27 protein-coding genes are annotated in these 24601 nt (G+C 44.6%); 12 read left to right on the top strand and 15 right to left on the bottom strand.

Annotated features, from left to right (window positions below):
* Nucleotides 1–2: 2 nt before the first annotated feature.
* The 4 genes from ZX61_RS17080 to ZX61_RS17065 all read right to left on the bottom strand — a co-directional run bounded on the left by ZX61_RS17080 (nt 3) and on the right by ZX61_RS17065 (nt 3666).
* On the bottom strand, nt 3–722 hold the full coding sequence (locus ZX61_RS17080; protein ID WP_049845807.1) for an ABC transporter ATP-binding protein: 720 nt from the start codon (nt 720–722) through the stop codon (nt 3–5).
* 20 nt (nt 723–742) lie between these two features.
* Nucleotides 743–1180 carry a GNAT family N-acetyltransferase gene (locus ZX61_RS17075; protein WP_049845806.1) on the bottom strand — a complete coding sequence of 146 codons (438 nt, stop codon included), beginning with the start codon at nt 1178–1180 and terminating at the stop codon, nt 743–745.
* A 141-nt stretch (nt 1181–1321) separates the two neighbouring features.
* A complete protein-coding gene (locus ZX61_RS17070; protein WP_004746437.1) occupies nt 1322–1567 on the bottom strand; it encodes a DUF3297 family protein in 246 nt (81 codons plus the stop codon).
* A 107-nt stretch (nt 1568–1674) separates the two neighbouring features.
* Nucleotides 1675–3666 (bottom strand): peptidase U32 family protein, encoded by a 1992-nt coding sequence (locus ZX61_RS17065; RefSeq protein WP_049845805.1) that lies wholly within the window; start codon nt 3664–3666, stop codon nt 1675–1677.
* A 202-nt stretch (nt 3667–3868) separates the two neighbouring features.
* Here ZX61_RS17065 and ZX61_RS17060 point away from each other — a divergent pair, with 202 nt between their 5' ends.
* The 3 genes from ZX61_RS17060 to ZX61_RS17050 are packed head-to-tail and all read left to right on the top strand — an operon-like array spanning nt 3869 to nt 5936.
* Nucleotides 3869–4240: a GntR family transcriptional regulator gene (locus ZX61_RS17060; RefSeq protein ID WP_004746441.1), complete on the top strand. Its 372-nt coding sequence runs from the start codon at nt 3869–3871 to the stop codon at nt 4238–4240.
* Nucleotides 4237–5106, top strand: a complete 870-nt coding sequence (locus tag ZX61_RS17055) for an ABC transporter ATP-binding protein (protein ID WP_049845804.1) — start codon at nt 4237–4239, stop codon at nt 5104–5106. The genes ZX61_RS17060 and ZX61_RS17055 overlap by 4 nt, the downstream gene beginning before the upstream one ends.
* Nucleotides 5106–5936, top strand: coding sequence for a hypothetical protein (locus tag ZX61_RS17050; protein WP_049845803.1), 831 nt, complete (start codon nt 5106–5108; stop codon nt 5934–5936). The genes ZX61_RS17055 and ZX61_RS17050 overlap by 1 nt, the downstream gene beginning before the upstream one ends.
* Nucleotides 5937–6154: 218 nt before the next feature.
* Here ZX61_RS17050 and ZX61_RS17045 read toward each other — a convergent pair whose 3' ends face one another.
* Together ZX61_RS17045 and ZX61_RS17040 are read right to left on the bottom strand one after the other, a co-directional pair.
* Nucleotides 6155–7747 (bottom strand): bacteriohemerythrin, encoded by a 1593-nt coding sequence (locus ZX61_RS17045; protein WP_049845802.1) that lies wholly within the window; start codon nt 7745–7747, stop codon nt 6155–6157.
* Nucleotides 7748–7904: 157 nt separating this feature from the next.
* Nucleotides 7905–8762, bottom strand: a complete 858-nt coding sequence (locus ZX61_RS17040; protein WP_049845801.1) for a LysR family transcriptional regulator — start codon at nt 8760–8762, stop codon at nt 7905–7907.
* A gap of 160 nt (nt 8763–8922) precedes the next feature.
* On the opposite strand from ZX61_RS17040, the gene ZX61_RS17035 reads away from it, so the two are divergent.
* Both ZX61_RS17035 and ZX61_RS17030 read left to right on the top strand, forming a co-directional pair.
* A complete protein-coding gene (locus ZX61_RS17035; RefSeq protein ID WP_049845800.1) occupies nt 8923–9912 on the top strand; it encodes a haloalkane dehalogenase in 990 nt (329 codons plus the stop codon).
* On the top strand, nt 9909–10511 hold the full coding sequence (locus tag ZX61_RS17030; RefSeq protein WP_049845799.1) for a short chain dehydrogenase: 603 nt from the start codon (nt 9909–9911) through the stop codon (nt 10509–10511). The genes ZX61_RS17035 and ZX61_RS17030 overlap by 4 nt, the downstream gene beginning before the upstream one ends.
* 104 nt (nt 10512–10615) lie before the next feature.
* On the opposite strand, the gene def is transcribed toward ZX61_RS17030, so the two are convergent.
* Entirely contained in the window at nt 10616–11128 is a 513-nt protein-coding gene (gene def / locus ZX61_RS17025; RefSeq protein ID WP_049845798.1) for a peptide deformylase, read from the bottom strand.
* 331 nt (nt 11129–11459) lie between these two features.
* On the opposite strand from def, the gene ZX61_RS17020 reads away from it, so the two are divergent.
* Entirely contained in the window at nt 11460–12671 is a 1212-nt protein-coding gene (locus ZX61_RS17020) for a glycerophosphodiester phosphodiesterase family protein (protein ID WP_049845797.1), read from the top strand.
* Nucleotides 12672–12757: 86 nt separating this feature from the next.
* Here the strand turns inward: ZX61_RS17020 and ZX61_RS17015 are convergent, their stop codons facing one another.
* The 4 genes from ZX61_RS17015 to ZX61_RS17005 all read right to left on the bottom strand — a co-directional run bounded on the left by ZX61_RS17015 (nt 12758) and on the right by ZX61_RS17005 (nt 15898).
* A complete protein-coding gene (locus tag ZX61_RS17015) occupies nt 12758–13291 on the bottom strand; it encodes a hypothetical protein (protein ID WP_049845796.1) in 534 nt (177 codons plus the stop codon).
* A 19-nt stretch (nt 13292–13310) separates the two neighbouring features.
* A complete protein-coding gene (locus ZX61_RS24375; protein WP_167350320.1) occupies nt 13311–13487 on the bottom strand; it encodes a hypothetical protein in 177 nt (58 codons plus the stop codon).
* A 106-nt stretch (nt 13488–13593) separates the two neighbouring features.
* Nucleotides 13594–14961 (bottom strand): Na+/H+ antiporter NhaC family protein, encoded by a 1368-nt coding sequence (locus ZX61_RS17010; protein WP_049845795.1) that lies wholly within the window; start codon nt 14959–14961, stop codon nt 13594–13596.
* The gene (locus ZX61_RS17005; RefSeq protein WP_049845794.1) at nt 14954–15898 is read right to left on the bottom strand and encodes an NmrA family NAD(P)-binding protein; all 945 of its coding nucleotides are present in this window, start codon (nt 15896–15898) and stop codon (nt 14954–14956) included. Before ZX61_RS17005 ends, ZX61_RS17010 begins: the two co-directional genes overlap by 8 nt.
* A gap of 193 nt (nt 15899–16091) precedes the next feature.
* On the opposite strand from ZX61_RS17005, the gene ZX61_RS17000 reads away from it, so the two are divergent.
* The 4 genes from ZX61_RS17000 (at nt 16092) to ZX61_RS16985 (ending at nt 19203) form a co-directional block, all read left to right on the top strand.
* Complete coding sequence (locus tag ZX61_RS17000; RefSeq protein ID WP_049845793.1) at nt 16092–16286, top strand: hypothetical protein; 195 nt, start codon at nt 16092–16094, stop codon at nt 16284–16286.
* Between the two features lie 309 nt (nt 16287–16595).
* Nucleotides 16596–17918, top strand: a complete 1323-nt coding sequence (locus ZX61_RS16995; protein ID WP_150115023.1) for an MFS transporter — start codon at nt 16596–16598, stop codon at nt 17916–17918.
* Nucleotides 17893–18846, top strand: a complete 954-nt coding sequence (yidZ, locus tag ZX61_RS16990) for an HTH-type transcriptional regulator YidZ (protein WP_049845792.1) — start codon at nt 17893–17895, stop codon at nt 18844–18846. The genes ZX61_RS16995 and yidZ overlap by 26 nt, the downstream gene beginning before the upstream one ends.
* 39 nt (nt 18847–18885) lie before the next feature.
* On the top strand, nt 18886–19203 hold the full coding sequence (locus tag ZX61_RS16985) for a cupin domain-containing protein (RefSeq protein ID WP_049845791.1): 318 nt from the start codon (nt 18886–18888) through the stop codon (nt 19201–19203).
* Here the strand turns inward: ZX61_RS16985 and ZX61_RS16980 are convergent.
* Nucleotides 19200–19802 (bottom strand): HD domain-containing protein, encoded by a 603-nt coding sequence (locus tag ZX61_RS16980; RefSeq protein ID WP_235431353.1) that lies wholly within the window; start codon nt 19800–19802, stop codon nt 19200–19202. The two genes, ZX61_RS16985 and ZX61_RS16980, sit on opposite strands and share 4 nt — an antisense overlap.
* A 297-nt stretch (nt 19803–20099) precedes the next feature.
* On the opposite strand from ZX61_RS16980, the gene ZX61_RS16975 reads away from it, so the two are divergent.
* Both ZX61_RS16975 and trmY read left to right on the top strand, forming a co-directional pair.
* Nucleotides 20100–20834 carry an RNA methyltransferase gene (locus ZX61_RS16975; protein ID WP_049845789.1) on the top strand — a complete coding sequence of 245 codons (735 nt, stop codon included), beginning with the start codon at nt 20100–20102 and terminating at the stop codon, nt 20832–20834.
* 183 nt (nt 20835–21017) lie between these two features.
* The gene (trmY, locus tag ZX61_RS16970; RefSeq protein ID WP_049845788.1) at nt 21018–21617 is read left to right on the top strand and encodes a tRNA (pseudouridine(54)-N(1))-methyltransferase TrmY; all 600 of its coding nucleotides are present in this window, start codon (nt 21018–21020) and stop codon (nt 21615–21617) included.
* Between the two features lie 340 nt (nt 21618–21957).
* On the opposite strand, the gene dpaL is transcribed toward trmY, so the two are convergent.
* The 3 genes from dpaL to ZX61_RS16955 all read right to left on the bottom strand — a co-directional run bounded on the left by dpaL (nt 21958) and on the right by ZX61_RS16955 (nt 24345).
* Nucleotides 21958–23136, bottom strand: a complete 1179-nt coding sequence (gene dpaL / locus ZX61_RS16965; protein WP_049845787.1) for a diaminopropionate ammonia-lyase — start codon at nt 23134–23136, stop codon at nt 21958–21960.
* A gap of 126 nt (nt 23137–23262) precedes the next feature.
* On the bottom strand, nt 23263–23646 hold the full coding sequence (locus tag ZX61_RS16960; protein ID WP_049845786.1) for a RidA family protein: 384 nt from the start codon (nt 23644–23646) through the stop codon (nt 23263–23265).
* 21 nt (nt 23647–23667) lie between these two features.
* A complete protein-coding gene (locus tag ZX61_RS16955; protein ID WP_049845785.1) occupies nt 23668–24345 on the bottom strand; it encodes a helix-turn-helix transcriptional regulator in 678 nt (225 codons plus the stop codon).
* Between the last annotated feature and the right edge of the window lie 256 nt (nt 24346–24601).

The raw sequence follows: 24601 nt of genomic DNA, 5'->3' as shown, positions 1-24601 counted from the left end.
TCTTACCCTCGGTTGTTTTGCTCTTGCAAAGTAGGGAGGGGTTGCTGCAAATCACCACTGCGTAATTGACCGTTTTCTAGCCGCAAACGAGTCTGCATAAACTCAGCGCAGTCTGGGCTGTGGGTCACTAAGAGCACCGCAGTGTTGCCTTGTGTGGTGATTTCATTCAGTAGCTTCATCACCTCCAATCCCGCTTTTTGGTCGAGATTACCTGTAGGTTCATCGGCAAGCAGAAGCTTAGGCCTATGAGCCAAAGCGCGTGCTATGGCGACTCTTTGCTGCTGGCCGCCAGACAGGGCAGAAACGTGTCTATCGAGAAGCTGACTGATGCCCAATGTCTCGATGAGATAATCGCACCAATCGTTCCATTGTTGTTGGTTTAGATACAGAGGAAAGGCGATGTTTTGTTTTACGTTGAGCGGTGTTAATAGGTTGAATTGTTGGAATATAACGCCAAGCTTTTGATGGCGAAATTGGCTCCATTGCGGGTCCTTCCAAGCTGCTGTGTTATCGCCATCTAACCACAATTCACCACCGGAAAGCGGCTCAAAGCCAGCAATGACATTAAGCAGGGTACTTTTGCCGCTCCCACTTGCCCCCGTCAAGGCCACACTTGCACCTGCCACCAAAGTGAAGTCGACCCCTTCCAATACGCGATGGGTTTCTTTGCCATCGACGAAACTTTTGTTGGCGCGTTTTAGTGACACTAACGGCAAATCCATGCGCGACTCCTTGCTACTTTTTAGGCCTTGAGTTCTAAGTTGTACTCGTATTCCGTTTCCGAGATCTTTTTAAATCCAAGACGTTGGTATAACTGACAAGCAGGATTGGTTTTTATCACACTTAAACCAACTCGTGATTGGCTAGCTTGAGCTTTTTCGATCAGGTTTTTTACTAGTGTGCTGCCAATACTCGCGTTTTGGTAACCCGGGTGAATCTGAATTTGGATGAGATACCAGAGGTTTTGATCAGCTTGGTATTCAGCTTTAAACAAACCAATAGGCACTTGATCTAAGGTAATGATTTGAGCACAGTCGAACTTGTATTGAATGCGATTCAAATAGTCGTCGAGGCTAATTGGCATGCCGACTTGTTCAAGGTAGTCACGCATTGTGGCATTGCGTAGGTCGACTAAAAAATCTATGTCTGATTCGAGTGCAGGTCTTAGGGAAATGTTCATCTTTCGTCCGTGAGATGTGAAGGCTTCATATGCAATGAAGCATGACACTTATTCAAGGTCGAGACAAATCGTTCTATTAAGCTTCAGATTAAAAACAAAAAAACCACCTGAAGCGGTGGTTTAGTTTACAGTCTTATGCGATTAAACGTAGTACGCTTCAACTTCGCCTTTTAGTTGGATAAGCATTGGGTTACCAAAGCGGTCTTTCGCTTTTGGTGATGCTATTTTTACCCAACCTTCGCTAACGCAATATTCTTCAACGTCTGTGCGCTCTTGACCTTTAAAACGAATACCGATTTGGTGATCGAAGCACTCTTTTACAAAGAAAGGGCTACGTGGGTTACCTGATAGGCGATCTGGTAGAGCTGGTTTAGCTGTATCTGTCATGTTTTTCGACCTTGAAGTCCGTAAAAAAAGTGCGCCATTGTAATTCACAGATTGCTATAGGTTCAAGACATCTAATGACAGTTATCACAAACGATCTAAGTTTGAATCTACAACCCCTTCAAATACTGGGCATTGGCCGTTGGCTGAATCATGCGATTGATGTTACTTACGTTGTCGTTATTGTGTTGTGCTAGGAGCACTAAGAAAGCATCAATCAGTTCTGGTTTACTGGCTGTTACTTGTGTTTCGGTTTGAATATCACGCAGATCGATCAACACATCAGTGAACAGTTGCGGTAAATCTTGCAATACTTGCAGATTCAATACGTTGTGTTCACTGTAGATTGAGTTGTGGCTGCCCTTTTGTTTTTGCACTACGTACGGGTTGTCTTTGAGATTAATGATAGATGTACGCTTGTCACAACGCTTCAAACAACCTTTATTGACTTTGATCTTGCGGCAGCCTTCGGTCTGTTGGAACAAACATTGGCGGCTCGTCAGCAGTGTATTTGGGTGGTAGATGCTGTAAAAGCTGCGCATGTTTTGCGGACGTTTAATATGGCGCATCTGCTTCATGTTCAACTCGTTGGAGACAAATGCGCCGCTTGCGGCAAACTCTTGTTGTAAACATTTGAATGAGTAAGAGTTGACCGTGTTCATCAGCGGGCCCGCGATCCAACCCAATCCAAGCTCTTGAGCTAAAATGCCTACTCCGGAGTTGTTAGTGATCGAGAGCGCTGGCTTTACTGCCTCTAACAGTGTGCGTGCAGCTTGGTAATCGTCACCAATCAAAATTGCAGGAAACCAAGGTTTTAACTGCGGATTTGCTTGGAACAGCTCGATCATTGCGTTCAGTTCAGCCGCCAGTCCCATCGGCAGCTGAAAATAGACGTCTACGTCAGTGTATTTGAGCAGTGCGACGTCTTGTGGTGATGAGAACAATACCGATAACCTTGGCGCTCCTTGACGCATTTCTGGCTGAGGTAGCAGGGGCAAAGTAGGTACATCAATCGCCCCTTTTAGGCTGCTAGCAGAAGCTTGTGTTGTAGTGACGTCAAAGTCTTGGGTCTTTTCAGCGACTTTCTCGATGATTGCTGTTTTGTCGTCGTAGAGCTTTTTCTTCACTACTTTTACATCGTCGGCGGATTCACATTTGTAGATTTTCGAAAAGTGTTTCACCGCATGGTCGCGGGGGTTGTCGATGTACATCGCTTTACCGAAGTCACCTTGCAAGAATGCATTGGAGAAATCACGGTTGAAGACGGTGTACAGTTCCGTGGTGTCATTCGACAGTTCCACGCCATCGCACAAGCGGTCAATCTGCTTACGCCAGTTGTCGACCACGGTGTAAACGTAGTGAGATTTCTTGATGCGGCCTTCCACTTTCAACGAATACACGCCGGCATCCGCAAGCGCTGCCAAATCGCCAAAGGCCGAGTTGTCTTTCATATTGAGTGGGTAGTTGTTACCGGTTTTGGTGGTTTGGTACTCTTCACGACAAGGTTGACTGCATCGACCACGGTTGCCTGACGCGCCATTACGCGCAGAGCTGATGTAGCAAATACCCGAGAACCCGATGCAGTAAGAGCCGTGGACAAACACTTCCATCATCACATCATGCTCACGACCAAACTGAGCCAAATGCTTAATCTCACTGATGTTCAGCTCGCGCGATAGATTGACGCGACTTGCCGTCAAGCGATTGAGAAACAGAATCTGCCCCTCATTGTGGGTGTTGAGCTGAGTTGAGGCGTGTACATCTAAATCAGGAAAATGGTTTTTGAGAATGTAGGCCAAACCAAGGTCTTGCACGATCACGCCATCAATTGCTGTAGTGTTCAATTGACTAAGCAAGCGCACAATGGCTGGAATTTCGCTTTCTAGAATCAACACGTTAAGAGTCAGGAAGATCTTACAGTTGTGCTGATGCGCAAGCTGCAATACGCCATTCAAGTTATCTAAGGTGAGGTTGGTGGCTCGGTTACGCGCATTGAAACGGTCTAAACCACAATAGATAGCATCCGCCCCAGCGGCAATGGCTGCCTTAATCGAATCTAAATCTCCGCCCGGTGCTAATAACTCAAATTGATCGCGTGTCACTACTTATCTCTTACTCAATAAAATAGGAGCGGTATTTTACGGGGATAAAAAGTGTGATCTAGCGCTGATTAAGGCTTTGTTAATCTGCATCAATTAATTTGTTATCTAAGGCGAGATTTCAATTAATGGTTGCAATCACTGCGAATTGCTTTAGTGTTATACCTATGTATAACACTAAAGCGCAATTGATAAGGCAAGCTTCATGACAGATTGGAACGAAACGCAGCCTATCTTTCGTCAACTAGCGGATCGAATTACAGAGCAAATCCTGCAAGGCATTTGGAACGAAGGAGAGGCATTACCTTCGGTTCGAGCCGTCGCAGGAGATTTGAAAATCAACCACATCACTGTGATGAAAGGTTATCAGCTACTGGTGGATGAAGGTCTCGTAGAAAAAAAACGCGGTCAGGGAATGTTCGTGGCACAAGGCGCACTGAGTCAGTTAAAAGCGTCGCAAAAACAGGATTTTATTCAGCAGCAGATCCCGTCAATCGCGGTGAAACTGCAGCAGCTAGACATTCCACTTCAAGAATTTATTGAGCAGTTAACACTGCACGTTGAGGGCAAACAATGAGCGTATTAATTGAAGCTCGGCAGGTAACCAAGCACTACTCAGGTCGAGCCAAAGAGCAAGGTGAAGCGATTAAGAACATTAGCTTTGAACTCAAAGCGGGACAAGTCCTCGGTTTGCTTGGTCACAATGGTGCCGGTAAATCGACTTTGATTAAAAGCCTGCTCGGTGCTCACGACTATCAGGGTGATATTCAGGTTTTGGGTTTTGAGCCTATCTCACAGCGCGCCAAAGTGATGGAGCACCTGTCTTATATTTCAGATGTTAACGTGCTGCCTGACTGGATGACGGTAAGACAAATTCTTCGTTATACCGCCGGTGTTCACCCAAGTTTCGATGTGAACAAAGCGCGCGCCGTACTCGAGAAAACCGACATCAAGCTCAATAGCAAAATCAAATCGCTCTCAAAAGGCATGAAGGTACAGCTACACCTTGCGATTGTGATTTCGACCGATACCAAAGTATTGATTCTCGATGAGCCGACCCTTGGCTTGGATCTTGTTTACAGAGATACCTTTTATCGACATCTCCTTGAATGGTTTCATGATGGAGATCGTGCTCTGATTATTGCTAGCCATGAGGTATCTGAGATTGAACATTTGTTAACCGATGTGTTGATCCTTAAGCATGGTCAAGCTGTGCTGCAATCATCGATGGAGAACATTGCCGAAGACTACGTGATTGTAGAAACCACCGATGAACTACGCGCACAAATGGAAGCACTGAAGCCGCTTTCTAGTGAGCGAGCGCTCGGCAGTACGCGTTGGCTGATTCGCAGTGAACAAGCGCAACAGCTCGACGACGTAGACAAAATTTACAATGTAAAACTGGCAGATCTGTTCTTGGCTCTACAGAAGGAGGCAGCGTAATGAATCCCTATTTTTATATGCTAGAGAAAGAGTGGCTAGAACATAAAGTGATCACGCGTATTCCTTTGGTGTTGCTAGTGTGTGGTGTAGTACTTCTACTTTCGATCTTGATGAATTCGACCATTCAAAGCAATGTCACTTACGAGCTAACTTATGATGTGAATGGCTTTGAATCTGGTTATGAATTAGGTAAGCAGTTAAGTGGCTTGGCTTTTGGCTTTACTGGCTTTTTGTCGATTCTATTGACCAGCCTTTATTTCCCGAAGACATTACGTAAAGAGCGCCAAGAGGGTAGTGTGATGTTTTGGCGCAGCATGCCTGTCTCTGATATGACGACGCATTTAGTGAAGCTTGGTTTTGGTTTGCTGGTGACACCTATCATTTGCTCGATGTTGGTTGTGTCCGCTGACTTCCTAATGTGGGTGATTAATCTTGTCATGTCGGAGAAATTTCCACTGTTCTTCACTGGTGAGTCAATCTTATATGTCTTTACGCATTGGTTTGAGTTTATTGGTCGCATGTGGTTAGTGGGCTTGGCATTACTGCCGCTTGCAACATTAGCCATGGCAATTTCTCAGAAAGTTAACTCTCCATTGTTAGTCATGGTGATTGGTTTTTACGTGATTAAACTACTTTCGACAAACCTGTTAGGTACTTCTGCTGTGAGTCATTTCTTGCAGGCAGTAACTATCTTGCCATTTGACTTACTGGCTGAGAGCAACCCACTAGCCGCGTTTGCAAATGTAGGAACAGTTAATCTGGTGGTTTACTTTTCGTTAGGCGTTTTGGGCTTGCTGGCAAGCTTAAGATTGAGCCGCTCTGTCGACTAGACTTTTCTGACGGTTTAAAATTAAAGAAGGCGCTTATGGTTGGTTAGCGCCTTTTTTGATTCTTGCTCCAGTATGAACAAAGACTGTACGTGTGGATGAAAAGGTAAGCACTACAAAACGCATAATACAGTTGAAAGAAGGTAGCGAAATCGCCACCTTCGTTGTCGTCACAATAAGACAAATTACTCATAGGGTACTCTTGCAACTTGGCTATGCTTTTAGTTTAAGTTATTGTTTTTAAATGCTTCAACATAAGCTTTATCTTCTCCCATAATGTGTTGACGTAGCCAGTTCTTCAAAAACTCCATCAATTCGTCTCCTATCTCTTCACCTCTTTCTACGCGACTTTGAAACTCCAAGACTTGCTTAACTAAATGTTGGTGTTTTTCGATATGGTCTTTGGTTTGAGCATAATCGATCTGTTCAAACAAAATCTCTTCATAGGCAAAGTGGTTGGCCGTGTAATCAATCAAGCCCTGTACAACCCGCTTGATAGAAGAGAGACCATAATTGTGTTTAAGCAGGTAATAGAGCTCATTAATTAAATGGAGCAGCGTTTGGTGCTGACGATTGATTTCGTCTAACCCGATATCGAGTTGATTACTCCATTCCATCAGTTTTCCCCGCTTAGCTTCATCGGCTTCGACCTGTTTCGAATCTGTAGCGAAGCGATGGAGTAGAGAATCGATTTCGCCTGACAAGTTACGTACCGTAATACTGGCAATTAAGGTTTCTTTAGTAGCGCGAACGTTATTGTCGGATTCAGTTGCGATTAGCGCTAAGCTGTCTTGTAAGCTTTGTGTTTGCACGAGCTGCTGCTCGGATGATTGAGCAATATGTTGGCCGTAAGTACGGACCTCGTCGATTTGTTGGTTAAGTTCTTTAAATGTGTGCTCGGCTGTTGATGCAATCTCCAAAGACCGTTCCATGCTGGATTTATTTTCTTTCATGGTTTCCAAAACGTCATCGGTCTTGGCTTGAAGGTTGGTAATTTTTCCACGAATCTCTTCGGTGGCCTCTTGAGTTCTTAGTGACAGCGAACGAACTTCATCCGCGACGACAGCAAAGCCTCGGCCTTGTTCTCCGGCGCGAGCACTCTCGATGGCAGCATTAAGTGCAAGCAAGTTAGTTTGTTCGGCTATTCCGCTAATTGTCTCCATCACTTGGCTAATTTGTGCAGTCTCTTCCATCAGTGACTGAAAGTGTTCATTAGAATTGTCGATATGATGATTAGCGTTTTCCAAAGCCTCTTCTAAGGCGATCATATCTCGGGTGCCTTGATCTGCTTTAGCTTTAGCTTGATTAGAAAGTGTCGCGGTTGATTCACAGTAGCTAGAAACATTTTGCGTGATTTCTGACAACTGGGTGATGATCTCTTTGGCGTTGTCGACGTCTTGCTTTTGTCCCATAGCACCTGTTTTCGAAATGCCAGAGTCTTCTTGTACAGTTTCCGCGACTTCGACTAAGCGTGCGGTCGACTTACGAAGTGCATGTACGGTCCGAGAGATATCCTCTCCAATTCGGTTGAAGGTATTCAGTAATGGAGCATTGAGGGTATCACTGGTGTCAATTCTTACCGTAAGATCACCTTCTGAAAGGTGGATCGCGATTTGTTTAAGCCGCTCCAGCAATCCGGTCATAGAAGTAACGACAGATACAACCACTAAGTGATAAAGCAGCAATAATATGAGCCATAACCAAGATTGTTCAATGAATAGCTCAATCGCAACTGGAAAAATTAGTAAGCTTAGCAGCAATGACCACTGCATCGAAGAAAGTCGATTTAAGCCAGAAAATAAAGATCTAAACATATGCCAGCTCCTTGGCCGGAAATCTGTTGTTTACTTCATTAAATTTAGGCGATAGATACGGAATGACCTATTGGAATTAGACAATAAATTGATGCAAATTAATTTCAAAGGTTTAGATGGCGAAGCTAGCAATTGTAGTTCTAGATGATGAGTTACCCTACTTGTCGATGGTTTTAAAGTACTCCCAGACCAACAAACCGACGGGCCCTAGCGCGGTAGTCTTCTTGCGCGCGACATAAATAGGCACATTGAGTGGCTCGAAGCTAGGAACTAAGGTCAAAGTTGGTTCGTGCTCGGCTTCATGAGTGGTCAGTCTTCCCCATCCTAGGCCACTCTTTATCAGTGATTTTTTCGTATGATGATCAGATACATACCATTGTAGAGCCTGTTTCACTATTCCTGAGTCAGGGCTGGTTTTATATGATGATTTTACGATCACTTGTGGATAGTCATAGAGGTGGTTTGGGTTGAGCCTTGCTTGGTTCGATAACGGGAACTGATCGGACACGTAGACTGGCAGTATCAGAGTATCAACACGGCGATACTCAACGATCTCTTGATTCAACTCCATCGCGGCATAGATGCCAATGTCGACTTTATCATCTAGTAACATCCGCTCGCCAGATGCAGTTTCAACGTCTAGGTGGATAACAGTATCGGGGTAGGATTGCTTTAGTTGTTTTAGCAGAGCGGTAACTTTGTCTGTTGGGAAAATAGCGCTGATACTGATTCTTAGTTCAGTCTCAGTTTCACTGTTCATCTGACGGGCAAATAAATCGAACTCATTAGCCGCATCTAATAGCCGCTGTATTTTTTGCAGCAGCACTTTACCTTCTCGGGTAAGAGTCGGGCGGTAAGTGTCACGATCAAAAATCTCTATTTGATAGTGTTCTTCAACCTGCTTAACAGAATAAGACACCGCAGAACGTGCCTTGAAGAGTTTCTCACTTGCTTGGCGAAAACTCCCTTCCTGATGAATCACGTTAACAACGTGCAAATGTTCTAAAGCAATCATGATCTAATAATATGACCATTTTGGTCTAAAAGCTATGCTTTTTTCGTTCATGTTTCTCTTCTAAAGTAACTCCATCGCCAGCAAACACTCGGTTCAACCAAGCGGTTTGTTTGCACAGGTAGAAGATGGCCAATTATTTTGAACATTAAGGAGTGAGACTATGACTTTCCAGATTTTAACGACCCCAGATAGCGCATTTGTCGACCTACCTGACTACCCATTTGCCCCTAACTATGTCGAGGTTGAGGGAATGAAAATGCACTTTATTGACGAGGGAGAGAAGGACGCACAAGTTATTTTTTTGCTTCATGGTCAGCCTTCGTGGAGCTATCTCTATCGTCATATGGTGCCCGTGCTAGTAAAGGCAGGATATCGCGTCATTGCCCCTGACCTAATAGGCTTTGGTAAGTCTGATAAGCCAGCGACAAGTGACGTGCACACCTACGCAAACCATGTTCGTTGGATGACAAGTTTTATTCGTCAAACTGGTGTTCGCCATGGTGCGGCATTCATGCAGGATTGGGGTGGGATGATTGGCTTACGCGCTTTAGCGAACGAACCTCAATGGTTAGATCGGCTTGTGGTTGCCAATACTGCTCTCGCTGAAATGAACGGCTTAGAAAAGTTTATGGTGCCAAAAGTGTTGAAGGTAATGGCTGCTGCGGCAGGTAAAGCGACGCTAGATAAATTGGCAAACAAGATCAACTACGGCAATTGGGCTGGCTACTTTAGACATAGCGAACAACTCGAGATTGGCAAGGTCATCCAAATACTGACGACTAAAGAGCTGAGTAGTGAAGAAATGCGAGCCTACGATGCACCGTTCCCGTCACCTGAGTTCTATGCAGCACCACGCAAAATGCCTGAAATCGTTGCGGCTGAACTTGATGAAGTGAATAAGGATTGGATAAAACTTAAGCAGTGGCGCAAGCCTGTGTTGACGCTATTTAGCGATCAAGACCCATTCCTTGCCGGACAAGGTTACGACGAGAAATTCCAGAACAATTTCTCTGGAGCTTCAGGTCAACCACATATCACGATAAACAACGCATCCCACTTTTTACAAGAAGATCAATCTGTCCAGCTAGCAAAAAAAATGGTCGATTGGTTAGAGCAAACACAATATAAACAAGAGAAGGTAACAGCATGAAAGTATTAGCAATCGGAGCAAATGGTGTCATTGGACAAGCAGTCGTCAACCAACTAAGTCAGAATCATCAAGTGATAGCGGTTGGGCATAGCCGTGGAGAGGTTACAGTCGACATTGAAGACCAAGCCTCTATCAGAGCTTTGTTTGAGCAAGTTGGTCAGGTTGATGCGATTGTTTCAATGGCGGGTAACGGTGAAATGGGCAGCATCGCAGACATGCCAAGCTCAGGTTATGCGCAAGTCCTAAAGGGTAAGCTTATGGGACAGGTTAACCTAGTTCGTATAGGTCTGGAATATTTGAAGGATGGCGGCTCTATTACCTTAACTTCTGGTCAGGCTGCTAACTACCCAATGGTGGGAACAGCAGCTATTTCTATCGGTGTGGCTGGTATCAACGCGTTTGTCGGCGTTGCTGCTTTAGAGCTTGAAGGGGGCAAACGTATCAATGCGGTCAGTCCAGCTGTTGTTAAAGAGACACTGGAGCAGTGGGGTGTTGACAGCAGCACAGGAATTCCCGCATGTGAAGTGGCTAAATTCTATCAACAAAGTATTGAAGGGAATGACAACGGACAAATCTTTGATGCTGTTTTATCTCAGTAGTTTTGCGAAAGCGGTAATACCCAGCAAAAGTTGTTTTACTGGGTATTGTTAGCTATAAAGCATGCACTTAAGCTGAGTTAACATCACTGCTTTATCGAATAGCATTAAGATGCTTTGGTTTGGGCTTTAACGTATTTCTTGACTTTCTTCATCGCCATTTGACGCTTCAAGGGGGACAGATAGTCGATAAATAGATTACCAGAGAGGTGGTCTATTTCGTGTTGCATCACAATGGCTAGGAACTCATTACTTTCAATTGTGATCGGATTTCCTTCTCGATCCAGTGCAGAAACAACCACAGAAGTAAAACGTTCAACTTCCGCGTAGTAGTCAGGCACCGACAGGCAACCTTCTTGGCCGAGAGCTTTGTTTTCACCACTGATGACTTCGGGGTTAACTAAGATTAGCGGGTCATCTCTATTATCCGAAAGATCAATGATCACTACTGCTTCTTTGCGGCCAACTTGAGTAGCAGCCAAGCCAATACCATTGTCTGTAGCGTAGAGAGTTTCGAGCATATCATCGATAAGAGTTTGAACCGATGTAATGTCTTGAACTTTCTCGGCTTGAATCTTAAGGCGTGGGTTTGGTGCAGTAAGAACTTCTAATATTGCCACGTACTATGTTTCCTCTCGAGGTATCAAAACTCTGAATTCTAACTGAAAATACCCAAACGATGTGAGTCTTAATTCTCTTCTTTATGGGTGACATCTGCTGCGACAAACAGTCTTTTTAAGGTGATAGGTATAAATAACTCAATACAAAGAGCCAATAGTGTGATGGTTTTTATGTTATTGAATTTTAAAGCTAAAAAGTTTGGTATAGCGAGTGCAATAGAGCAACTGGTCTGATTTAGTCTATTGGACACAAATCTGTAAAACGGACGTAAACCGTTGTCGGCAGAGTAGATTAAAAATCAATAAAACAATTTGCTGCAAGGAGAAACCGATGAAGCAAATATTAACCAGTGGTATTACTTTATTATTAGGTGTGAGTTCAGTTGTTATGGCAGGCAGTGAACCCGCACAAGTCGGCCCTCGCCCTCTTTATCTCGTTAGCGATATGAAAGAGAGCCCACTTAAAACCAAGCTAGAAAGCTGCAGTGACGGCCCATTTTATCGTAGTGATTTTTCGATTGGTCACCGCGGTGCAGCCATGCAATTTCCCGAGCACACCAAAGAGTCGTACCTTGCTGCGATTGCGATGGGAGCTGGGATACTGGAATGTGATGTGACTTTTACCAAAGATAAACAACTGGTATGTCGTCATTCGCAAAGCGATCTCCACACCACAACCGACGTTCTCGCTCATCCTGAACTTGCTAGGAAATGTTCAGTGCCGTTTAAACCAGCGAATCCTGAGACTGGCGAGGATGCTCAAGTAGAGTGCCGCACTTCAGACTTTACATTGGCTGAGTTCAAAACTTTGAAAGGCAAAATGGATGGCGCCAACCCAAAAGCGACAACAATTGAAGAGTACATGAATGGGACGCCTGGTTGGCGCACCGATTTATACTCACAAACCGGTACTTTGATGACCCACGCTGAAAGTGCAGCACTGTTCAAAAAGTATGGTGTGAAGGTGACACCAGAGCTAAAGTCGGCAAAAGTTGAGATGCCTTACCAAGGCTTCAGCCAAGAGAATTATGCGCAGAAGTTAATTGATGAGCTGAAAGCGGCAGGGTTTACAGCAAAAGACGCTTATGTTCAGTCATTCAACCTAGATGACGTGAAATACTGGATTAAAAACGAACCTGAGTTTGGTCAGCAAGCCGTTTACCTCGACGATCGCGTATACAACCTAGAAGGCTTTACCGCGACACTAGAGAACATGAAAGCGCTATCTAAAGACGGTGTACAGATCATTGCTCCTCCTCTATACGCGCTTATTCAGTTGGACAATAAGAATGCGATTGTTGCATCAGAATACGCGAAGCTAGCCAAACAAGCAGATCTAGATATTATTGCATGGACACTTGAGCGCTCGGGGCCACTGGCACAAGGCGGCGGTTGGTATTACCAAAGTGTGACTGAGCAAATCAACCAAGATGGGGACATGATGAAAGTGTTGGATGTATTGGCGAAAGATGTTGGTGTTCTGGGTGTATTCAGTGATTGGCCATCAACAGTAACCTACTACGCGAACTGTATGGACATCTAAGGGAACACTCTGTCTTAGAGCAAGATACTTTGGATAGGAATTGAAGGGCTTTCGAGCCCTTTTTTCATGATCTCGAAGGTATTTTGCTACGCGTCAATTTTTGAGTTATCTAGCAGTTCTGTCAATAGACTTTCTAACTCGTGATGATGTAAACCGCCTAGCATGGAAATAGGTATTCTCACCTTTCCTGTGGCGAGTTTGAGAAACACAACTCGGTTGCTCCCTCCTTCGCTCGCATACCACTTCTCTTTCGCTTCGATAACTGACGCAAAGCGACATTGTTTTGTTTTTCCTAAAACGCGACTAATAACCAGCCCTTGATCATCGAACAGTAGTTGATAACTAAGTTGCTGTAGGGCTATCACGACCATAGCGAAAACCAATACAAACATAAACAAAGCCATGTAGAACGACGCGGGTGGGTCAATAACGAGTTGTGTGAATAGAAATAGGGCGATGAGTATTGTGAACCAAGAAATGACCAAGCCCAGAAAGGAAATTTGTACTCCTTTCATATCAGGAAAGCGCTCACGTGTGCTCTCCTTATGGCTTTTCAAAACTGCAAAAAATGCAAGCATTAGCAGGGGTATTAAAGCTCTGATATATTCAATATTTTCCATAAGTATTTCAGTATGAGGGCTACTTGCTGTCCAGTATACTGTCTACTCTCGGTGTATCGAGTTCTTCAGAGCTTAAATGGTCATATTCGTGTTTCTGCTTTTCATGCATCGCTTCAATTAGTTGTCGATCTAGCTTGGCGAAGTAGAGATCTTCTTCCGCTTTGCCGCGCAACCGAAGTTTTTCTGTAAAGTCCATGTCAGCTACCTCATCAGATTAACCATCTGCTTTAAGTATAGCTAGCACGACGATCTTAATAGACGTCATCTGTATAAGAGTTGTCAGAATGTGACTCAAATAGCGACTACAGAGTCACTCCTAGTAATAGGTAGCCTCCCATGGCAAAACCCGCTAATGAACAGGTTATGGGTAATTGAGTCATAAAGTGCTGCTGTGGTTCGCATCCCGCGGCGCTTGCAGCGACAATGACTGAATCAGAAATAGGTGAGTTTTGATCACCGAACACTGCGCCAGAAAGAACGGCACCCAATACTATGGCGACAGGTAAATGTAAATGAAGAGCAAGGCCGATTGCGAGAGGAGCGAGAATACTCACAGTAGCTCCCGAGCTACCCGTGGAAAAGGAGATAAATATACCTACAGAGAACACGGCAGCAGGGATAAGCCACAATGGCAGAGTATCAGAAAGCAGCTTAGATAGGAGTGCTCCAGTCCCCAGTTTGCCAATGACCTGACTTAAAGCCATTGCCAGGATCAGTATGACTAGTGCCGGAACCATGCCTTTTATGCCATCAATGCACCATTCAATGTATTGTGCCACCTTTATCCCAATTAGTGAGTAGTAGATCCCGCTGCCAATTAGGGCAATATAGCCGCCCCAGTAGACTGCATCACTGACATCACCTTTCATGACGTTACCGCTGCCAGTTGTCCAGCAAATAGCAATGACAGAAGCAAGCAGCAGCGTGATAGGGAGTGCACCACCAATTAGCTTCCAGTGGTTGATTGATTCAGGTGATTGAGGTTGCCTGTCTTGGTGTTTTAGCTGCGTATTGTCTTGAGTCTTTTGTTTTGTCAAAGCGAGCACAGGGACTGAAAGCAATACAAGTAGAGAATAGAATTGATAAGGCACAGCCGCCACTAGTGTGCTAATAGGCTTTACTGCTTGTAAGTGGCCTCCCGACTGGGCTGCTATTAGGCCTGCTAACATAACACCAGCGCCACTGGCTGGGTTCAGCCAAGCTATTGGCGAGCCAGTGCTGTTGGCAAAGTAAGCCAACCTAGTTTTTGAAAGACCGTGACGGGCGAAAAGCGGTTTACCTACCATGCCGACCATCATCATAGAGCCTATTCCTTCAAGACACATCAATAATCCCATAAAGAAAGTGAATAATTGAGCCGAGGCAGGAGAGCGCACAATTCCCCGTTTCTCACTTAAGAATTGGAGTAAGTTGTTAAGCCCGCCAGATTGATTCATCACATTGCTCAGTGCGCCTATCATGGCAATAAACAGCAGGCTTTTCACCGCATAGCGAGAGGAGAAAACCATCGCAATAGCATCGAAACTAGCCGTGACGCCTGAGAATAGATTGTGCTGAAGAATGATGCTAGCTGTTAACAATCCTGTGGCGATAGCTAGAAAGACCTGTCGAGTGGCAATCGCAAGCGTAACTGCCACCAAAGGCGGCAGTAAGGGAAGCCAGTTAGTCATGGTCTTCAAAGACGAATTGAGGATCTGAAAGCGCTTGCTCGACGGTATAACTTAGCTCGAAATCAGGAAACAAATCACTGGTTCGAAGTGTACCTTCGTTGAAAGCCGCCAGTTTGTTGAGTACGTAAATCACGTTGTTGATCCCCCAGCGTTCTTTATCAGTTTCGGCCCCCTTCTTTGCCGATACCTCATTACCTGAAGTTAAGTTAGCATGAGTAATGTACGCTGTGCTGTAGTGATGATATTCAAATGGATGGTTCGGGAAATTAGACTCAAGCAGTTGAAGCATCTTTGTTTGACTCAAGCTGGAGAAATCCATTTGAACGCAGTGGTTAAGTGTACGTTTATCTGTCAGAGCGAGCGCGGCGCAATAGCCAATATCATTGATATGATGGGTGTAGATTGGGAAGCTCATATCACCAAAAGTCGTAATGCTGTCGAAAAAGCGCAGGTTCGGCAAAAAGTAGTCGAAAATTCCCCCGTTGTAGAAGAAAGTCCAACCAATTCCGCTATCGAATATCTTTTGGTGAAGCGCTTTTTTATGATCAAAAATTTCTCCCTCACCGTATTCGATTGCTTGGGTATGTGCCCCAAACTCGGTGGGAACAAAGCGGTCAACACCTGCTTCTACCGCGGCTTCTAACCACAATGGTTCGTCATGAGTGATGATGGACTTCGATCCAGGGACGGCACAGATTAAGGTGTCACACTCTGCCAACGCCCTGCGTAACGTGGATTTATCGTTCAGTGTTTCTAGGACGATCAGTTCAGCACCTTGCTTTTGAAACTCTAGCAACTGAGGATTAAGTCCTGATGGCTTAGTTCGACAAAGTAAAACCACATCGTGCCCCAATGACAATAATCCTTGGGTCAATGGCTTACCAACTTGACCAGCTGCACCTATTACAGCGACGCGTTGTTTTTCAAACTGATACATATTCTGGCTCCTTACAGCGACTTGTAGAGCAGAATCTTATTGGTGCGGTGAATGTTTGTCTTGGTCAACATGAGCCTAAAAATGGTAAATGTTGAACTACGAAAGAGGGGGGAGTAAAACCCTGCCTCATTTAATGATAAAATCATGACTAAGGGCTAAACTTAAGGGATGCTCGATGTGTTAGGAGGTAAGCATGGAGTTTCTTGTCCAATTTGACGAAAATGGTTTATACCAGAACAACCCGTGGGACGTCCCAGTTCACTATATGAAAGGGGAAGTGCGTGCGCTAAATCCTCTTCTTGCCATGGTCATGATCGAACGAAATCAAGCCCACATATACACCAACTTAAAAGATAAGCGACTGCCTATCTCTCAAGGGGAAGAGTAAAAGATTCATATCGAAGACGTAGTTGGTTTCCCTACTACGTCTTTTTTTGAACGATCAATTGGCGAGCAAACTCAGCAAATCCATAACCTCTGGTTGAGCCATAACTAGCGACTATCTGCTCTACGATGATACTGCTTAGTGGTTTCCGATTTTGGCCAATATCCATGGCGACTCAACACTGGCGATAGGCTTCCATTCCTTTGAAAGTAAGTTTTCCATATTGATTGTCTAATGCTGTTTAAATAACTGTTTATCTTATGAAAATTAACTCTTTATTTCAGTGCAGTGGCTTAGGTTAATCAATACCCGATGAGAGAGAAGACAGCCGTTTTTATCGATGTCGTAATTGGAAATGCTTGTTGTCACAATGGCAACGCGCCAAACGGTGGACTATCGAATATTATCCTCGCAAACGATTACTATATAAGTGAGGTAGCTATGTCCCGATTCCTTTTATGCGCATTTTCCTTTGTGCTTCTTTATCCTACGGCCATTGACCTCTATCTTGTTGGATTACCTCAAATAGCCGCCGATCTAGCCGCAACGCAGTCGCAGCTTCATATGGCGTTTTCTATCTACTTGTCAGGTATGGCAATGACGATGCTGTTTGTTGGTCGACTTGCTGACCATTTCGGACGTAAGCCTGTTGCTATTGCTGGTGCCATTGTTTTTGCTATTTCTTCCTGGCTCGGTGGGGCATCTCAAACCAGTGATGCTTTCCTGATGATGCGTTTTTTCCAAGGCGTTGGGGCGGGCTGTTGTTATGTGGTAGCCTTTGCTATTTTGCGCGACACACTAGACGATCAAAAGCGCGCTAAAGTGCTTTCTATGTTGAACGGCATCACCTGCATGATCCCAGTTTTGGCACCTGTAATTGGGCACTTAATCATGCTGAAATTCCCTTGGCCTGTCCTGTTTAGTGCGATGGCGGCAATGGGCATCTTAGTCTGCTTGATTGCGACATTTGTTTTGAAAGAAACTCTCTCAAAACAGCCAAATGATTTTCCTAGCAGCGAAGAGTCTGGTTCTAACGAGACGCTATGGGATCGTTATTTCCTCTCAAGAGTTTTGTTTACCTCGCTTGGTGTGACGGCAATTCTTACCTATGTAAATACGTCTCCAATGATTGTCATGGAAACACTGAACTTCAGCCGCGGTGAATACTCAACGGCAATGGCGCTCTTGGCTATGGTGGGGATGTCAACTTCATTCTCAGCACCCATTGCCCTGTCTTACTTTAAGCAAGGAACCTTGTTACTAGGCTCACAAATCATTACTTTGACGTCGGCTATCGTCATCCTCGCGGCTCACTTGAATGGCGATAGCTCGACGCTTTACATGCTAGGTTTTGGATTGGTTAGTATGGGGTTCTCTATGGGATTTGGTGTCGCGATGAGTCAAGCACTTAGCCCTTTTTCCAACAAAGCCGGTTTAGCCAGTTCGGTACTGGGTATTTCGCAAGTGTGTTGTTCCGCCTTATATATATGGTTTATGGCATGGATTGGTGTGTCTGCGGTAAATATGTTGCTAATTGCATTGGTTGCTGGTGGCGTTATCGGCATCGCTTTAATATTATTAGGGGCAAATCAACCACGTAGCGATCTTCATGAAGAAATCACTTGCACGCCTTGATCTGAATCTCTTGCTCACTCTGCAATTGTTGCTACAAGAGCAGAGTGTGACCAAAACGGCAAAGAAGCTCAATGTCACGCCTTCAACGGTAAGCAAGGCATTGGGCAAGTTGCGTGATTGGTTTGATGATCCATTGTTCGTCAATACTCCGCAGGGTTTAAGACCCACGCCACTCGCGAGTAGCATGGAAGAGAGCCTCTCTGACTGGCTACTTATTGGCAGCCAAATCGTCTCAAGACGTGGTGATGAAGCACCAATAGGTGTGCGGTTTAATCTTGGGGTAGAGTCTCCCTTATCTTTGATCATGGTTGATGAATTGACCAAGCGAATTCACCAAACATACCCAGACTCTAAGATAAAATTTACCAATTGGGACTATGACTCTCTAGAGGCTATTGCCCGTGGTGATGTCGATATTGGTTTTACGGGTAGAGAGAGCCACCCTCGTTCAAAAGAGTCTCTTGAACTGCTGCCTTACTACATCAATTTTGAAGTACTCTTTACTGACTTGCCCTTGGTTTATCTACGTAAAGATCACCCCGCGCTTGAGCAGGAGTGGAACTTGGAGACGTTTCTCAGCTACCCACACATTAATGTGACGTGGGAGAAAAGTGAGAGCTGGGCACTGGATGAAATATTGATAGAGTTAGGGTTGAGCCGCAACGTCAACTTGACCATGTCGGGGTTTGAGCAGGCACTGTTTGTTGCTGAAAAAGCAGGCCATGAGATGATCACCACCGCCCCAAAATACTGTCAGAAATATTGCCAGCAACTCCACCCAGATCTGGTTGCCATGCCGATTCCATTAGATGAGGAGCAGCAACAGAAACTTAAGATCCCATTCACTATGATTTGGCATAAACGCAATAATCGCAATCCAAAGATAAAGTGGCTGCGAGATACGATTAAAAACCTCTACGGCCAATAGATTTAAATTAGAAACGATAAAACTTTACAAGGAGCGACGATGACTAATTTGCTTGCGAACTTGCCTGACTCTCTTAATGAAGAGCAATTTGAAGATATCGTTAAGGGTAAGGATGTACGGATCGAACGAATCCTCTCTCATGGTCAAAGCTCACCGGAGTCTGGTTGGTATGATCAAGATGAGAGCGAGTGGGTGATGGTTTTGTCTGGGTTTGGTGTGATTGAGTTTGAAGATGGTCGTATCGTTAAGCTTGAGCAGGGCGATCATGCCAATATCCCCGCACACTGCAAACATAAAGTGAAACAGACCGCTCAAGACGAGATAACGGTCTGGCTAGCGGTTTTCTACAAAGGCTAAATTTCACTCGCGAGTTGGGCTAAATACGCGCGCATGTACTGAGTTCTGATTCTTGCCTCTTTTTTAGCGGCGTCAGTGTTCATCATCTGCTCGAGTTTAAACAGCTTGTTGTAGAAGTGATCGACAGTGTAGTTTTTATCATCAAACTCTCGAGTTTCACAAAATGGATCGTCTGAATTGTATAAGCTTGCACCAAAGTTAGTACTTACTTGTAGGCAGCGAGCAATCCCTACCGCCCCTAAGGCATCAAGGCGGTCTGCATCCTGCACAATTTGCGCTTCCAACGTTTGCGGCGTGATATTTGCGCTGTAACTGTGCGCAACAATCGCATGATGGATTGCATCTAAGTATTGAGCTGGGTAGCGGATGGAGGTAAGGAATTCGATTGCTTTGTCGGCTGCGACCACAGAGCTTTTACTGCGCTCGGGATGGTTCTTAGCGAAGGTGAAACAATCATGCAGATAAGCGGCTGGCAGAACCACTTCTAGTTTTGCGTTTTCTTGCTCACATAGGTTGTTCGCTGTTTTGACGACACGAGTTACATGATTGATGTCGTGCGCGGGATCTTGAACCATTTCCTTTTCAATAAACTCAAACATTGCTTGAGTGTACTTTTCAACAGTTTCCACACGAGTTCCTACTATAGAGGTTGATTTGCTAGAGCTTAACATAGTGACTGTCACTTTCGGCCATTAGTGGGAACGTTTATTTATATGTGGGACGAGCTTTCTTTTCATCTGTCTCGCATTGGATTTGAGTGAGTGCGGAGAAGCGAGCGTTAGCGGTTTTATATATGAAGCGGAACAGAGATATAGACTAGCCTCTTTAGCTCTGTATCGCTTTACTCTATAATTGCCGCGCTTTTATTTGGGTTAGCCCTTCATTGTGGAAAGATTATGATTTCAAAGAACCAACTTAAACTACTTCGAGCTCTTGGCCAGAAGAAGCAGCGCAAAGCGCACGGCCTATTTTTGGTGCAAGGAGAGAAGAATGTACTTGAGTTGGCTAATAGCGCGCTAACGGTAAAGCAAGTCTTTGCAACGGCTGAGTTTATTGCTGAGCATCGCCGTGAACTTGGTAGCTTTGAGTGCATTGAGGCGTCATTAGATGAGCTAACTAAGGCGAGCACGCTAGTCAGCAACAATGCCGCGATTGCGGTGGTTGAAATTCCAAGTATTGAAACACCAAAAGCACAAGGATTAATGATCGCGTTAGATGGTGTGTCTGATCCGGGCAACCTCGGAACGATTATCCGTGTCGCTGACTGGTACGGCATTAAACACATTGTCGCAAGTACTGACTGCGCTGATCCATACAATCCAAAAACCATCAGTGCCACAATGGGCAGTTTTGGCCGTGTAACTGTAAGCCTGCTGGATCTTCCAAGCTACCTAGAGCAATCAAATTTACCTGTTTATGGCGCATTCCTTGAAGGTGAAAGCGTGCACAAAACGCAATTTGCCGCACAGGGTATTTTACTGATGGGCAGCGAATCGCATGGTATTCGCGAGCAAGCGGCTAAATGTGTGACCGACAAGATTACGATTCCTGCCTTTGGTGGTGCAGAGTCACTTAACGTGGCGATGGCAACTGGTATTATTTTGGATAACTTGCGTCGTCAGCACGGGTAACAGCAGTAAATCCCGATAAGTATCAGTTCATGAGCTAATCGATATACTATTTCAAATAGTTGGTTGCTTTATGAGCGTATTTCGTAACAAACCCAACACGCGAGCCAGATAATCAAAACTGCAGATAGACAGGGCGTTGTACATCGTTAATATAGAGGGCAATTTTCGCTCTAATGGTTATCTATGAATAAAGCTTTTGTAATCCGTGCACGCGCCGCTTCTACTGACCCTAAAACTTTCGTTGCTGGAGTCGGTGCTGACGCTCATTCCGAAATTCTTGCTCATGTATTGATGAATGCAATTTTCACTGCTCAGTCTCATCGTGATGATGTTACGGTCTACCTAGTCATTGAAAGTACCTCAGACTTTTCGCGCACTCTATGCTTTGAATCCTCACAGCTTCGCAATATTGGTGGTTTTCATGAATCGGCATTGATCGCTTTAATTGCAAAAGCGCTAGAACACTCAGTTGGTATGAAAAAAGAAGAAAGGCGGAATGTGAGTGACGGATTAAGCGTCGAAACCATCAGTTTTGAAAAGCTGGTTCAGCGCCTAGCAGAAGACTATACGCTCTATTTGCTGGATAAAAAAGGGGCTGATATTCATGACGAGCCGTTTGATGGTGACGCGTGTTTTATATTAACTGACCATATACCGATGCCGAAGAAGAGTTGGAATAGCCTAAAGCGTTTAGGTACGCGCAAGGTCAGCCTTGGGCCTCAAATGTTATTTGCGTCTCAATGCATTGTGCTTATACATAATGAGTTTGATCGACGAGGCTAGTGTTGGTTTGACGATATTATCAACCATCGTCTGTTTATTGAGCTTACTCAGAAGAAACAACTCGATTATCTTGATTCGATGTTTCGTATCTGCAGCGTGAGTGATGTCTTGTTCCTATTTTTAGCCGTTTTCTCATCGAACAATTGAGCTAAGAAAGTCTCGGTATTTGCCAATACCTTGATAGGTACAGTTACAAAGTTAGCGAAGCCATAAGGGGAAAAACGGATTGCAATTGCATGGACGTTGGTTCGACCCTAGGACAAGACTCAGTTTTAACAAAAAGCCACATTGGATACTGTGGCTTTTTGACTAGAGTTGTGGAGTATTCGTTAGTTAAATGTTAGCGGGAATGCTGGAATCCGTTCCAAACAATATCGCGATAGCGAGCTTGGTTGGTGTCACCTTCGGTGCTAAAAATCATGATGGTAGCGTCTTGGTTCAAACCTAATTCATCTCTAGTTGTTTGGTCTGCGCCTTCTTGGCATAGCGTGTACAACAAACCAAGAGTGATAGCGCCAGACTCGCCGCTGATGATTTGGCTGTCACCTTTCAATGGACTACCTAAAACGCGCATACCAGTTGCTGATACATTGTCCTCAACAGAAACAAAGTGATTGCTGCAATCACGTAGTACTGGCCATGTGACCGGATTCGGCTCTCCACACGCAAGGCCTGCCATGATCGAGTTCAGCTCGCCCGTTACGTTAACCATTTCGCCTTTCTCACCAGAATGGTAAATGCAATCAGCGGCAGCTGGTTCTGCAATGATGGTTTCAAAGGTATCTGGGCCCAGCTTGTCTGCAAGATAGCCTAATATTCCGCCGGCCATTGCCCCCACTCCTGCTTGCAAAAACACATGAGTTGGCGCTCCAAACTCTAGTGCTTGAGCTTGTTCAACGGCTTCGTCGGCCATTGTCATGTAACCCTGGGAGATCCATGTTGGAATCTCTTCATAGCCATCCCATGCGGTGTCTTGAACTAGCATCCAACCGTTGTCTCGAGCTGTTTGGTTTGCCAAACGTACAGTGTCATCGTAGTTTACTTCGGTCACGATACATTCAGCGCCTAAGCCTTGAATTCGGGTAACGCTTGCTTGAGATGAGCCTTTTGGCATGTAAACGACCGCTTTTTGCCCCATTTCACGAGCTGCCCAAGCAACCCCTGTACCATGGTTACCTGCTGTTGCCGTAGTGAAAACCAGTGGTTTTTCTAGTTTTGAAGCTACCGTTTTAAGGTTGATTTCAGAGATGTCGATGCCGAGGTGTTTCGCCAGTTGGCGACCAAGCGCGTAAGACCCACCTAGTACTTTAAAGGCATTCAAACCAAAGCGCTTAGATTCGTCTTTTACCAAAATTGCTCTAACACCCAACTGTTTAGCTAGGTGAGGAAGAGAGACAAGCGGCGTTGGCTGGTAACCTTCGATCTGACTATGAAACTCACGCGCTTGTTGCGCATGAGATTCAGTGAATAGATGGCTGACTTGACCAGTATAGAATGAATTTTTTAATAGTTTTAACATAGGGCACACTTAGATTCCGGCTGAAGAATTGGAGGCCATTAAGCAATGTGCAATGGCCTTACTTTATCGTTAATAGCTTCACCATATTGGATTTAGCTATACATCTTAAATTAAAGCGTTTCGTGATTACTTGATGTAAGCGATCGCTTCGACTTCAACTAACGCGTCTTTTGGTAGACGAGCCGCTTCCACACAAGAACGTGCCGGTGCGTTCTCTGTACCAAATATTTCCGTGTACACTTCGTTAAATGCAACGAAGTTTTCCATATCAGAGAGAAAGCATGTGGTCTTAATAACGGTGTTTAATGAGCCACCACTTTGCTCTAACACGGCCTTTAAATTTTCTAGTGACATTCGAGCTTGTTCTTTAATACCGCCTTCAACAAATGCCATTGTTTTTGCATCAAGAGGCAGCTGACCAGACGTAAAGATAAGATCTTTGAATGCCATGCCTTGAGAATATGGACCGATTGCTGCTGGTGCTAGATCTGTATGAATTTTTGTTTTCATTTTGTTTCTCTATATAGGTTTTTAAGCTCTAAACTCGCGAATGTATTTGTAAATAGCGTGGCGAGTTATACCAAGACGTTCAGATACGAATGCTGTCGCCTCTTTCAATTCGAAAATACCGTTCTCAAGCAATAGCTTGGTAATGGCTTTGTTTCGACCTTTCAAGTTAACTGACTCATCGTTGTCGACTTCAAAAATAGCGTGTTCAAGTGCTTGCTCGATCACTTCTGTTGTTGAAGCGCCAAAATTCTCATGTACACCCACAGGGGCATGAGCAATGTCTGGCATTAAAGTTTTTATGATCTCAGGAAACGGATGAGACAAATTCATATTGATGCAGAATAGTCCAATCGGCTTGCCACCTTCACCAGCTAAGACACAAGTAGTGGACTTGAGTAGTGAGCCATCCTTGCTAGTAGTGAAATAGCTTTTAGGTGTGATTTCTCCAGTGCTCTCAAAAACACTTAGCATCTTCAACCCCAGATCGGTGATCGGTGATCCTACCTTTCGACCGGTGTGATGGCCGTTCACTATCTTCACTACCGATTTTTCAAAGCTCTCGAAAGAGTGAATCACTACCTCACAGTGCGGACCAATAAAGTCAGCGATCGTTTCCGCTAAGCGAAAGTTGAGTACGAGGCGCTCTCTATCACTGTTGGTGAATTCTACGTTAAACGATTTATATGCTGATGCTTTCATTTTAGACCATTGTTGTTAACTTTAATTGCCAGTCATTATCTTGGGTTACGCAACGACTTTCAAGTTTACAATTAACTTTATGTAACTATAAAACTATATATCCGTTCACCGCACAACCCAAAAGTTACACATAAGTGCCTGTGATTGATCGAAATCAACAAGCATTGCAGTTTTTAGAGCTTACAGGTCACTATAGTTAACTGTAGGATCTGGGTCACATTATTTAACTGAAATGTCAGTAATATGCTCGCCGTAA

This window comes from Vibrio sp. VPAP30, assembly GCF_001188205.1.
Lineage (GTDB): Bacteria > Pseudomonadota > Gammaproteobacteria > Enterobacterales > Vibrionaceae > Vibrio > Vibrio bivalvicida.
Note: the sequence above shows the minus strand (reverse complement) of the source record. Positions and strands in the feature narration are given on the sequence as shown.

Bases quoted from the DNA above. Each gene is read 5' to 3' on its own strand.
- ZX61_RS17050 (WP_049845803.1), top strand. From the start codon at position 5,106: ATGAATCCCTATTTTTATATGCTAGAGAAAGAGTGGCTAGAACATAAA.
- trmY (WP_049845788.1), top strand. From the start codon at position 21,018: ATGAATAAAGCTTTTGTAATCCGTGCACGCGCCGCTTCTACTGACCCT.
- ZX61_RS17075 (WP_049845806.1), bottom strand. From the start codon at position 1,180: ATGAACATTTCCCTAAGACCTGCACTCGAATCAGACATAGATTTTTTA.
- ZX61_RS17020 (WP_049845797.1), top strand. From the start codon at position 11,460: ATGAAGCAAATATTAACCAGTGGTATTACTTTATTATTAGGTGTGAGT.
- ZX61_RS17035 (WP_049845800.1), top strand. From the start codon at position 8,923: ATGACTTTCCAGATTTTAACGACCCCAGATAGCGCATTTGTCGACCTA.
- ZX61_RS16995 (WP_150115023.1), top strand. From the start codon at position 16,596: ATGAGAGAGAAGACAGCCGTTTTTATCGATGTCGTAATTGGAAATGCT.
- ZX61_RS17060 (WP_004746441.1), top strand. From the start codon at position 3,869: ATGACAGATTGGAACGAAACGCAGCCTATCTTTCGTCAACTAGCGGAT.
- ZX61_RS17055 (WP_049845804.1), top strand. From the start codon at position 4,237: ATGAGCGTATTAATTGAAGCTCGGCAGGTAACCAAGCACTACTCAGGT.
- ZX61_RS17045 (WP_049845802.1), bottom strand. From the start codon at position 7,747: ATGTTTAGATCTTTATTTTCTGGCTTAAATCGACTTTCTTCGATGCAG.
- dpaL (WP_049845787.1), bottom strand. From the start codon at position 23,136: ATGTTAAAACTATTAAAAAATTCATTCTATACTGGTCAAGTCAGCCAT.
- ZX61_RS16975 (WP_049845789.1), top strand. From the start codon at position 20,100: ATGATTTCAAAGAACCAACTTAAACTACTTCGAGCTCTTGGCCAGAAG.
- ZX61_RS17005 (WP_049845794.1), bottom strand. From the start codon at position 15,898: ATGTATCAGTTTGAAAAACAACGCGTCGCTGTAATAGGTGCAGCTGGT.
- ZX61_RS16980 (WP_235431353.1), bottom strand. From the start codon at position 19,802: ATGTTTGAGTTTATTGAAAAGGAAATGGTTCAAGATCCCGCGCACGAC.
- ZX61_RS16960 (WP_049845786.1), bottom strand. From the start codon at position 23,646: ATGAAAACAAAAATTCATACAGATCTAGCACCAGCAGCAATCGGTCCA.
- ZX61_RS17010 (WP_049845795.1), bottom strand. From the start codon at position 14,961: ATGACTAACTGGCTTCCCTTACTGCCGCCTTTGGTGGCAGTTACGCTT.
- ZX61_RS24375 (WP_167350320.1), bottom strand. From the start codon at position 13,487: ATGGACTTTACAGAAAAACTTCGGTTGCGCGGCAAAGCGGAAGAAGAT.
- ZX61_RS17040 (WP_049845801.1), bottom strand. From the start codon at position 8,762: ATGATTGCTTTAGAACATTTGCACGTTGTTAACGTGATTCATCAGGAA.
- ZX61_RS17000 (WP_049845793.1), top strand. From the start codon at position 16,092: ATGGAGTTTCTTGTCCAATTTGACGAAAATGGTTTATACCAGAACAAC.
- ZX61_RS16955 (WP_049845785.1), bottom strand. From the start codon at position 24,345: ATGAAAGCATCAGCATATAAATCGTTTAACGTAGAATTCACCAACAGT.
- ZX61_RS17015 (WP_049845796.1), bottom strand. From the start codon at position 13,291: ATGGAAAATATTGAATATATCAGAGCTTTAATACCCCTGCTAATGCTT.
- yidZ (WP_049845792.1), top strand. From the start codon at position 17,893: ATGAAGAAATCACTTGCACGCCTTGATCTGAATCTCTTGCTCACTCTG.
- ZX61_RS16985 (WP_049845791.1), top strand. From the start codon at position 18,886: ATGACTAATTTGCTTGCGAACTTGCCTGACTCTCTTAATGAAGAGCAA.
- ZX61_RS17070 (WP_004746437.1), bottom strand. From the start codon at position 1,567: ATGACAGATACAGCTAAACCAGCTCTACCAGATCGCCTATCAGGTAAC.
- ZX61_RS17030 (WP_049845799.1), top strand. From the start codon at position 9,909: ATGAAAGTATTAGCAATCGGAGCAAATGGTGTCATTGGACAAGCAGTC.
- ZX61_RS17080 (WP_049845807.1), bottom strand. From the start codon at position 722: ATGGATTTGCCGTTAGTGTCACTAAAACGCGCCAACAAAAGTTTCGTC.